This is a genomic window from Streptomyces africanus, assembly GCF_002150735.1.
GTDB lineage: Bacteria > Actinomycetota > Actinomycetes > Streptomycetales > Streptomycetaceae > Streptomyces > Streptomyces africanus.
The window spans coordinates 1-9,660 of the sequence record NZ_MUKA01000319.1 but is presented as its reverse complement, the minus strand read 5'-3'; the positions used below and the strand labels follow the sequence as shown (position 1 = coordinate 9,660).

The 9,660-nt window shown below is 72.2% G+C and carries 7 protein-coding genes; 2 read left to right on the top strand and 5 right to left on the bottom strand.

The features are described from left to right. The 5 genes from CCL05_RS33140 to CCL05_RS33120 all read right to left on the bottom strand — a co-directional run. On the bottom strand, positions 1 to 1,080 hold a 1,080-nt coding region (locus tag CCL05_RS33140; RefSeq protein WP_086564353.1), incomplete at its 3' end, for an XdhC family protein. 44 nt (positions 1,081 to 1,124) lie between these two features. Then, positions 1,125 to 2,582 (bottom strand): NCS2 family permease, encoded by a 1,458-nt coding sequence (locus CCL05_RS33135; protein WP_086564352.1) that lies wholly within the window; start codon positions 2,580 to 2,582, stop codon positions 1,125 to 1,127. A 111-nt stretch (positions 2,583 to 2,693) separates the two neighbouring features. Continuing rightward, the gene (locus tag CCL05_RS33130) at positions 2,694 to 5,093 is read right to left on the bottom strand and encodes a xanthine dehydrogenase family protein molybdopterin-binding subunit (RefSeq protein ID WP_086564351.1); all 2,400 of its coding nucleotides are present in this window, start codon (positions 5,091 to 5,093) and stop codon (positions 2,694 to 2,696) included. Between the two features lie 2 nt (positions 5,094 to 5,095). Further along, positions 5,096 to 5,665 (bottom strand): (2Fe-2S)-binding protein, encoded by a 570-nt coding sequence (locus CCL05_RS33125; protein WP_086564350.1) that lies wholly within the window; start codon positions 5,663 to 5,665, stop codon positions 5,096 to 5,098. Continuing rightward, the gene (locus tag CCL05_RS33120) at positions 5,665 to 6,555 is read right to left on the bottom strand and encodes an FAD binding domain-containing protein (RefSeq protein ID WP_086564349.1); all 891 of its coding nucleotides are present in this window, start codon (positions 6,553 to 6,555) and stop codon (positions 5,665 to 5,667) included. Before CCL05_RS33120 ends, CCL05_RS33125 begins: the two co-directional genes overlap by 1 nt. Positions 6,556 to 6,871: 316 nt before the next feature. Here CCL05_RS33120 and CCL05_RS33110 point away from each other — a divergent pair, with 316 nt between their 5' ends. Further along, complete coding sequence (locus CCL05_RS33110) at positions 6,872 to 8,545, top strand: PucR family transcriptional regulator (RefSeq protein ID WP_086564348.1); 1,674 nt, start codon at positions 6,872 to 6,874, stop codon at positions 8,543 to 8,545. A gap of 164 nt (positions 8,546 to 8,709) precedes the next feature. Then, positions 8,710 to 9,474: a hypothetical protein gene (locus CCL05_RS33105; RefSeq protein WP_425275961.1), complete on the top strand. Its 765-nt coding sequence runs from the start codon at positions 8,710 to 8,712 to the stop codon at positions 9,472 to 9,474. The last annotated feature ends 186 nt before the right edge of the window (positions 9,475 to 9,660 follow it).

Below are 9,660 nucleotides of genomic sequence, written 5' to 3'. Positions count from 1 at the left end.
CAGCGAGACCCCGCTGCCGCCGCGCCGCCCGGCGACGATCTCCGCCGCGATCGACAGGGCCGTCTCCTCGGGCGTGCGGGCCCCGAGGTCCAGCCCGATCGGCGAGTGCAGCCGGCTCAACTCCAGCTCGGTCACGCCGACTTCACGCAGGCGCGCGGTGCGGTCCAGGTGTGTGCGGCGGGAGCCCATGGCACCGACGTACGCCACGGGCAGCCGCAGCGCCAGCTTCAGCAGGGGCACGTCGAACTTGGCGTCGTGGGTCAGGACGCACAGGACGGTGCGTGCGTCGACGTCCGTGCGCTCCAGGTAGCGGTGGGGCCATTCGACGACGATCTCGTCGGCCTCCGGGAAGCGTGCCCGGGTCGCGAAGACGGGGCGCGCGTCGCACACCGTGACGTGGTGGCCGAGGAACTTGCCGATACGGACCAGCGCGGAGGCGAAGTCGATCGCGCCGAACACGATCATGCGGGGCGCCGGGACCGAGCACTCGACCAGGACCGTGAGCGGTGCTCCGCAGCGAGAGCCCTGCTCTCCGATCTCCAGCGTGCCGGTGCGGCCGGCGTCCAGGAAGGCGCCGGCCTCGGCGGCGACCGTGCGGTCCAGTTCCGGGTGGCCGCCGAAGCCGCCCTCGCAGGAGCCGTCGGGCCGGACCAGCAGCGCCCGGCCCGTCAGTTCGCGCGGGCCCGACACGATCCGCGCCACCGCCGCCGCCTCCCCGCGCGCGGCGGCGGTGAGCGCGGACGCGACCACCGGGCGGACCGGGTCGCCGGCCCGCACCGGGGTGACCAGGACGTCGATGACGCCGCCGCAGGTCAGCCCCACGGCGAAGGCGTCGTCGTCGCTGTAGCCGAAGCGCTCCAGGACGGTCTCGCCGTCCCGCAGCGCCTGCTCGCACAGCTCGTAGACCGCGCCCTCCACGCAGCCGCCGGAGACCGAGCCGATCGCCGTGCCGTCGGCGTCCACCGCGAGCGCGGCGCCGGGCTGCCGGGGCGCGCTGCCGCCGACGGCCACCACGGTGGCCACGGCGAAGTCACGGCCCTGCTCGGCCCACCGGTTCAGCTCCTCGGCGATGTCCAGCATCTGTCTCGGTCTCCTTCAGGGCTGCACGGCCGGTGCGACGGGCGTCAGTGGACGCCCAGCCAGCTCTCGATCGGGTTGAGGGCGAAGTAGACGAGGAACACCGCCGTCAGGATCCACATGAAGGCGCCGATCTCGCGCCACTTGCCCTGGGCGGTCTTGATGGCGGCGTAGGAGATGACGCCCGCGGCGACACCGGTGGTGATGGTGTACGTGAACGGCATCAGCACGACCGTCAGGAACACCGGGATCGCGGTGGCCCGGTCGGCCCAGTCCACGTGCCGGGCGTTCATCAGCATCATCGCGCCGATGACGACGAGGGCGGCGGACGCGACCTCCTGCGGCACGATCGCCGTGAGCGGCGTGAAGAACAGGCAGGCCGCGAAGAACGCTCCCGTGACCACGGACGCGAGACCCGTGCGGGCTCCCTCGCCGACCCCCGTGGCGGACTCGATGAACACCGTCTGGCCCGAGCCGCCCGCCACACCGCCGATCGCGCCGCCGGCGCCGTCGATGAACAGCGCCTTGGACAGGCCCGGCATCCGGCCCTTGCCGTCGGCGAGCTTCGCCTCGGTGCCGACGCCGATGATGGTCGCCATCGCGTCGAAGAACCCGGCCAGCACCAGCGTGAAGACGATCATGCCGACGGTCATCGCGCCGACCTCGCCCCAGCCGCCGAACTCCACCTCCCCGAAGAGCGAGAAGTCGGGCATGGACACCGCGCTGCCGTGCAGCTCGGGGGCGCCGGCCGCCCACTGCCCGGGGTCGATCACGCCGGCGGCGTTCAGGACCGCGGCGACGACCGTGCCGCTGACGATGCCGATGAGGATGGCGCCCGGGATGTTCCGGGCCTGGAGCATGAAGATCAGCAGCAGGGTGCCGGCGAAGAGCAGCACCGGCCAGCCGGCCAGTTCGCCCGCCGGGCCGAGCGTGACGGGGGTGGCCTTCCCCTGGTGCACGAAACCGGACTTGTAGAAGCCGATGAGGGCGATGAACAGGCCGATGCCCATGGTGATGCCGTGCTTGAGCGCGAGCGGGATCGCGTTCATGATCATCTCGCGCAGGCCGGTGACGACCAGCAGCATGATGACCACCCCGTACATCACGCACATGCCCATCGCCTGCGGCCAGGTCATCGCGGGTGCGACCTGGGAGGCGAGGACCCCGGAGACGGACAGGCCTGCGGCGAGGGCGAGCGGCACCTTGCCGACGAAACCCATCAGCAGGGTGGTGAGGGCCGCCGCGAACGCGGTCGCGGTGATCAGGCCCTGCTGCGCGAGGGTGTGCCCCGCCGCGTCCTTGCCGGACAGGATCAGGGGGTTGAGCAGGAGGATGTACGCCATCGCCATGAAGGTGGTGACGCCGCCGCGCACTTCGCGCGCGACCGTGGACCCTCTGCGGGATATGTGGAAGTACCGGTCGAGCCAGGACCGTCCGGCCGGGACGCGGGTGCCTTCGCCCGCGTCCTCGGCTGTGGTCCTCGGCTCAAGTGACTGCTGGGTCATGGATGCCGTCTCCCAAGTTTCAAAGGGGGTTGGGATGTTCACGACCCGGGGGACGGCCCGAGACGAACAGGGGACCTGGGGGACCTAAGTCCCCCAGGGGATCGTGACTGCTCAGCCCTCGGAGAGCTGCGTACCCGTCAGATGCTCGGGCCGTACCGGAGTCCGGTTCAGCTCGAGCCCGGTCGCGTTCCGGATGGCCGCGAGGACCGCCGGCGTCGACGACAGGGTGGGTGCCTCGCCGACGCCGCGCAGCCCGTACGGGGCGTGGTCGTCGGCGAGTTCGAGGACGTCGACCGGGATGGTCGGCGTGTCGAGGATGGTCGGGATCAGGTAGTCCGTGAAGGAGGGATTCTTCACCTTCGCCGTCTTCGGGTCGACGATGATCTCCTCCATGACGGCCACGCCCAGGCCCTGTGTCGTGCCGCCCTGGATCTGGCCGAGCACGGACAGCGGGTTGAGCGCCTTGCCGACGTCCTGGGCGCAGGCCAGCTCGATGACCTTCACCAGGCCGAGCTCGGTGTCGACCTCGACGACGGCCCGGTGCGCGGCGAAGGAGTACTGGACGTGCCCGTTGCCCTGGCCGGTGCGCAGGTCGAAGGGCTCGGTCGGCCGGTGCCGCCACTCCTCCTCGACCTCGACGGCCTCGTCCTCCAGGACGTCGGCCAGGTCGACGAGCACCTCGCCGCCGTCGGTGACGACCTTGCCGCCCTCCAGCAGCAGTTCGGCCGTCGCCCAGGCCGGGTGGGAGGAGCCGAACTTGCGGCGGCCGATCTCCAGCACCTTCGCGCGGACCAGCTCGCAGGCGTTCCTCACGGCACCGCCGGTGACGTACGTCTGCCGGGAGGCCGACGTCGAACCGGCGCTGCCCACCTGCGTGTTGGCCGGGTGGATCGTCACCTGGGTGACGCCGAGCTCGGTGCGGGCGATCTGCGCGTGCACCGTGACACCGCCCTGGCCGACCTCGGCCATGGCCGTGTGGACGGTGACGACGGGCTCGCCGCCGGCGACCTCCATCCGGACCTTCGCCGTCGAGTAGTCGTCGAACCCCTCGGAGAAGCCCACGTTCTTGATGCCGACCGCGTAGCCGACCCCGCGTACGACGCCTTCGCCGTGCGTGGTGTTGGACAGGCCGCCCGGCAGCTCCCGTAGGTCGGCGCCCTCGCTGGACTCCCACTGGCGCTCCGGCGGCATCGGCATCGCCTTGACGCGGCGCAGGAGTTCGGCGACCGGGGCCGGCGAGTCGACCGGCTGCCCGGTCGGCATGAGCGTGCCCTGCTCCATGGAGTTGAGCTGCCGGAACTCCACCGGGTCCATGCCGAGCTTCTTCGCCAGCTTGTCCATCTGCGCCTCGTAGGCGAAGCAGGCCTGGACCGCGCCGAAGCCGCGCATGGCTCCGCAGGGCGGGTTGTTGGTGTAGAGGGCGAGGGCCTCGATGTCCACGTCGTCGATCACGTACGGGCCGACGGACAGGGAGGAGGCGTTGCCGACGACGGCCGGGGAGGCGGAGGCGTAGGCGCCGCCGTCCAGGACGATCCGGCACTTCATGTGCGTGAGCTTGCCGTCCTTGGTCGCCCCGTGCTCGTAGTACAGCTTGGCGGGGTGGCGGTGGACGTGCCCGAAGAACGACTCGAAGCGGTTGTAGACGATCTTGACGGGCTTGCCCGTGCGCAGCGCCAGCAGGCAGGCGTGGATCTGCATCGACAGGTCCTCGCGGCCGCCGAACGCGCCGCCGACGCCGGACAGCGTCATCCGTACCTTGTCCTCGGGCAGGCCGAGCACGGGCGCGATCTGGCGCAGGTCGCTGTGCAGCCACTGGGTGGCGATGTAGAGGTGGACGCCGCCGTCCTCCTCCGGCACGGCGAGGCCGGACTCGGGGCCGAGGAAGGCCTGGTCCTGCATGCCGAAGGTGTACTCGCCCTCGACGATCACGTCCGCCCGCTCGCGGGCCTGTGCCACGTCACCGCGGACGATCGGCTGGCGGTGGACGATGTTCGGGTGCGGGACGTGCCCGGCGTGGTGGTCGTCGCGGTTCTCGTGGACGAGGATCGCGTCCGGCGCGGTGGCGGACGCCTCGTCGGTGATGACGGGCAGCTCCCGGTAGTCCACCCTGATCTTCGCGGCGGCGCGGCGCGCGGTCTCCGGGTGGTCGGCGGCGACGAGCGCGACCGGCTCCCCGTGGTGACGGACCTTGCCGTGGGCGAGGACCGGGGTGTCCTGGATCTCCAGCCCGTAGTTCTTCACGTCGGTCGGGAGGTCGTCGTACGTCAGCACGGCGTAGACGCCCGGCGTGGCCAGGGCCTCGCCGGTGTCGATGGACACGATCTCGGCGTGCGCGACGGTCGAGCGGAGGATCTGGCCCCACAGCATGTCCTCGTGCCACATGTCGGACGAGTACGCGAACTCGCCGGTGACCTTGAGGGTGCCGTCCGGGCGGAGCGTGGACTCGCCGATGCCGCCCTTGGTCTGCGAGCCCTGGGTGATCTTGGTGGGCGTTCCGTTGGGGGAAGACACGATCAGACCGCCTCTCCCTGCCGGGCGGCCGCCAGGCGAACCGCGTCCATGATCTTCTCGTAGCCGGTGCAGCGGCACAGGTTGCCCGACAGGGCCTCTCGGATGTCCGCGTCGGTCGGGGTCGGGTTGCGCTCCAGCATCTCGTCGGCGGCGACCAGCAGACCGGGGGTGCAGAAGCCGCACTGGACGGCGCCGGCGTCGATGAACGCCTGCTGGACCGGGGACAGCTCGGTGCCCTCGCCGGTCTGGGAGTCACCCGTGGCCTCCCACTGCTGGGCGTTCTGCAGCGACGTACCGCACGCGTCGCTCGCGCAGGAGCGCTGCCTGGCGTAGTCGGCCAGCCCCTCGACGGTGACGACCTCGCGGCCCTCCACCTGCCCGGCGGCGACCAGGCACGAACACACCGGCACCCCGTCGAGCCGGACCGTGCACGAGCCGCACTCGCCCTGCTCGCAGGCGTTCTTCGAGCCCGGCAGGCCGAGCCGCTCCCTCAGCACGTACAGCAGGGACTCGCCCTCCCACACGTCGTCGGCTTCCTGCGGACGGCCGTTCACCGTGAAATTGACGCGCATCACGCAGCTCCCTCGGTGGTGCGGCGGGCGCCGCGGTAGGACTCCCAGGTCCAGGTCAGCGTGCGGCGGGCCATGACGCCGACCGCGTGGCGGCGGTAGCTCGCGGTGCCCCGGACGTCGTCGATCGGGTTGCAGGCGGCGGAGCACAGGTCCGCGAACTGTTTGGCGACCGACGGGGTGATGATCTTCCCGTTGTCCCAGAAGCCGCCCTCCTCCAGGGCCGCGTTCAGGAACTCCTCGGCCGTCTTGGCCCGAACGGGTGTCGGTGCGGCCGAACCGATGCCGGTCCGCACGGTCCGCGTCCGCGGGTGCAGCGCGAGCCCGAAGGCGCACACGGCGATGACCATCGCGTTCCGGGTCCCCACCTTGGAGAACTGCTGGGGCCCGTCGGCCTTCTTCACGTGCACGGCCCGGATCAGCTCGTCCGGGGCCAGGGCGTTGCGCTTCACGCCCGTGTAGAACGCGTCGATCGGGATGCGACGCGCCCCGCGCACCGACTCCACCTCCACCTCGGCGCCCGCGGCGAGCAGGGCGGGGTGGGCGTCGCCGGCCGGGGAGGCGGTGCCGAGGTTGCCGCCGACGCCGCCGCGGTTGCGGATCTGCGGGGAGGCGACCGTGTGCGAGGCGAGGGCGAGCCCCGGCAGCTCGGCGCGCAGGTGCTCCATGATCTTCGTGTAGGGCACCGAGGCACCCAGCCGTACGCTGTCCTCGCCGACCTCCCACTCACAGAGGTCGCCGATGCGGTTCAGGTCCATGAGGTACTCGGGCCGGCGGTGGTCGAAGTTGATCTCGACCATCACGTCGGTGCCACCCGCAATCGGCACAGCGGTGGGATGCTCGGCCTTCGCGGCGAGCGCCTCCTCCCAGCTGGCGGGGCGAAGGAAGTCCATGACCGGCTCTCTTCTTCGTCTTCTCGTGGGGCGTTCAGATTGAGCCAATCCGTGTGCGGCGGTCCCGGCTCGTTCATGTGCTGTTCACGCGTAGTGGACTCAGTACACAGGCCTGTGCTCCGACGGGGTCAGTCACGGAAACCATGAAGGAGTTGGCTGGCCAGGACGGTCATCTTGTAGATTCGTATGAACGGAGGCCCTGGGAAACCTCCTCGTTTTCCTGTGGAAACGCGCGACACAGCCGCGTGACCTGGGACACAGCCAGGACCGGCAAGATCCACCGTGGATTTCGAGACAAAGAACGGCGGCGACGAGAATGCGGCTGCGCGCACTGCTGGACACCGACGCGCTGGGCCTCAAGCTGCTCGGCGGCGAGGACGAGCTGGACCGCACCGTGCGCGGTGTGATGACCACCGACCTGCGCGACCCCAGCCGCTACCTCTCGGGCGGCGAACTGGTGCTCACCGGCCTGGCCTGGCGCCGGGACGCCGCGGACTCGGAGCCGTTCGTGCGGATCCTGGTGCAGGAGGGGGTCACGGCCCTCGCCGCGGGCGAGGCCGAACTCGGGGACGTCCCGGACGACCTGGTCGAGGCCTGTGCCCGCCACCGCCTCCCGCTCTTCGCGGTGCACGAGTCGGTGGCCTTCGCGACGATCACCGAGCACGTCGTGCGGCAGGTCTCCGGCGAGCGCGCCGGCGACCTCGCGGCCGTGGTCGACCGCCACCGCCGGATGATGACCTCCGGCCCGGCGGGCGGCGGCCCCGACGTCGTCCTGGACCTCCTGGGCTCCGACCTGGACCTGCGCGCCTGGGTCCTCTCCCCCACCGGCCGCCTCATCGCGGGCCCGAAGACGTCGGGCCCCGCCCTCACCGCCGAGGCCTGCGGCCGGCTGGCGGCGGAACACCTGGCCGCCACCCGCACGGGCCGCCGCGCCCCGCACCGCGTCCTCCTGGGCGGCACCACCTACTCCCTCTTCCCCATCCGCTCGGCGGGCCGCGCCCCGCAGACCGCCCGGGACGCCCGGGAGACCGTCCTGTCCGACTGGCTGCTGGCCGTCGAGGCGGACGCCGGGGACTGGGCGGAGGAGCGCCTCGACCTGCTGTACGGCGTCACCCAGCTGATCGCGGTCGAGCGGGACCGCCGCGACGCCGCCCGCACGGTCCGCCGCCGCCTCGCCCAGGAGCTCCTTGAACTGGTCCAGACGGGCGCGGCCCCCGCGGAGATCGCCGCCCGCCTGCGGGTGGCCGCCCCGGTCCTGCTGCCCGGCCTCGGCGCCGCGCCGCACTGGCAGGTCGTCGTGGCCCGCGTCGACTGGGACGGCGCCGAGATCGAGCAGGGCCCGGTCGCCCAGGCCCTCCTGGAGGAGATCCTCGTCGACCCCCTGTCGGCGGGCCCGGAGCCCTCCGACCGCATCGCCGTGGCCCACACAGGTGACGAGGCCATCGCCCTCGTCCCGCTCCCCGCCGTCTCGACGGAGCACGACGACTCCGAGACCGGCGTCCTCGCGGACGCGCTCCTGGAGTCCGTACGGGACCCCCTGACGGCCGGGCTGGACGACGACGGCCGACTCACGCTGGGCGTCAGCGCGGCCGTGCACTCGGCGGAGGGCCTGCGCGGCGCCCTGGAGGAGGCCCGCCACGCCCGCCGGGTGGCGGCGGCCCGCCCGGGCCGGGTCTGCGCGGCGGGCCACCAGGAGCTGGCCTCCCACGTCCTGCTCCTCCCCTTCGTCCCGGACGACGTCCGCCGCGCCTTCACGGCCCGCCTCCTGGACCCCCTGCGCGACTACGACCGCCGCCACCGCGCCGAGCTGATCCCCACGCTGGAGGCGTTCCTGGACTGCGACGGCTCCTGGACGCGCTGCGCCGGCCGGCTGCACCTCCACGTCAACACACTGCGCTACCGGGTCGGGCGCATCGAGCAGTTGACGAGCCGTGACCTGTCCCGCCTGGAGGACAAGCTGGACTTCTTCCTGGCGCTGCGGATGAGCTGAGACAAGGGGTGTCCCGCCCCAAACGCGGGACGCCCCTCAGTCCCACGACTTTGTGAAATCCTTCACCCACCCTCTTGGCCCGGCCCCGCGATTCGTGCTGAGATGCCGCCACCACTCAACAGCTCGATGGCGTGCTCGGGGAGGGCAACGTGGCGCATTCCGCCATGTCTGGTAACGGAACGACCGCCGGTGACGATCCCCTCCAGACCGCGGTATGGCGGCTGCGCTCACGCGCGTGCTGGTCCGACGCAGCCGCCCTGCTGCTACCGGACACCCCAGCGGCGGCGCTCCAACGCGCGTCCCTGCTGGTGGAACGGTGTCTGTACACGGAGCAGGGCTGGGAGGAGGCCGAGGACGCCCTGCGCACGGCGGAGGCGCTGGCCCACAGCGACGACGAGCGGGGCGCGGCCGCTTGTGAACGCGGGTACTTGGCCTACGCCGCGACGCTGCTCGCGGTGCGCGACCGGGCCGACGAGGCGCGGGCGGCGCTGGGGCGGGCCGCGGCGCTGATCCCTCCGGGGGCTCCGCAGCGGGCCCTGCTGGACTTCCGTCGCGGGCTGCTCGCACAGAACCTGACGCGTTCCCCGCAGGCGGCACGGGCCGCCTACCGCCGTGCGCACGCGGGTGCGACGGCGCAGTCCGACCCGCTGCTGCTGTCCTTCACCTGGCGGCATCTGGCCGGACTCGCCCTGCGGGACGGGGAGTTGGCGGAGGCCCGGCACGGCTTCGCGGAGTCACTGCGGATCCGTGAGGAGCTGGGCTATCTCGTCGGTACGGCACCGGCGCTGGTGTCGCTCGCCGACACGGAGACGGAGCCGGAGGCCTCGCGCCTGCGGGAGGAGGCCCGGCGACTGTTCCGTTTGCTCGGGGGTGTGCCGACCTGGCTGGCACGGCAGCTGACCCCGGCCCCTCCGGCGGCGACGGCTTGACGGCGCTGGAAGGTACCCGGCGTCGTCGCCGAGGCGGGGTGGGGGCAGCAGCGGGTCGGACTGCGCCGTCGCACCCGCGTGCGCACGGCGGTAGGCGGCCCGTGCCGCCTGCGGGGAACGCGTCAGGTTCTGTGCGAGCAGCCCGCGACGGAAGTCCAGCAGGGCCCGCTGACGACCCCCCGGCGG

Bases quoted from the DNA above. Each gene is read 5' to 3' on its own strand.
- CCL05_RS33125 (WP_086564350.1), bottom strand. From the start codon at position 5,665: ATGCGCGTCAATTTCACGGTGAACGGCCGTCCGCAGGAAGCCGACGAC.
- CCL05_RS33135 (WP_086564352.1), bottom strand. From the start codon at position 2,582: ATGACCCAGCAGTCACTTGAGCCGAGGACCACAGCCGAGGACGCGGGC.
- CCL05_RS33105 (WP_425275961.1), top strand. From the start codon at position 8,710: ATGTCTGGTAACGGAACGACCGCCGGTGACGATCCCCTCCAGACCGCG.
- CCL05_RS33110 (WP_086564348.1), top strand. From the start codon at position 6,872: ATGCGGCTGCGCGCACTGCTGGACACCGACGCGCTGGGCCTCAAGCTG.
- CCL05_RS33120 (WP_086564349.1), bottom strand. From the start codon at position 6,555: ATGGACTTCCTTCGCCCCGCCAGCTGGGAGGAGGCGCTCGCCGCGAAG.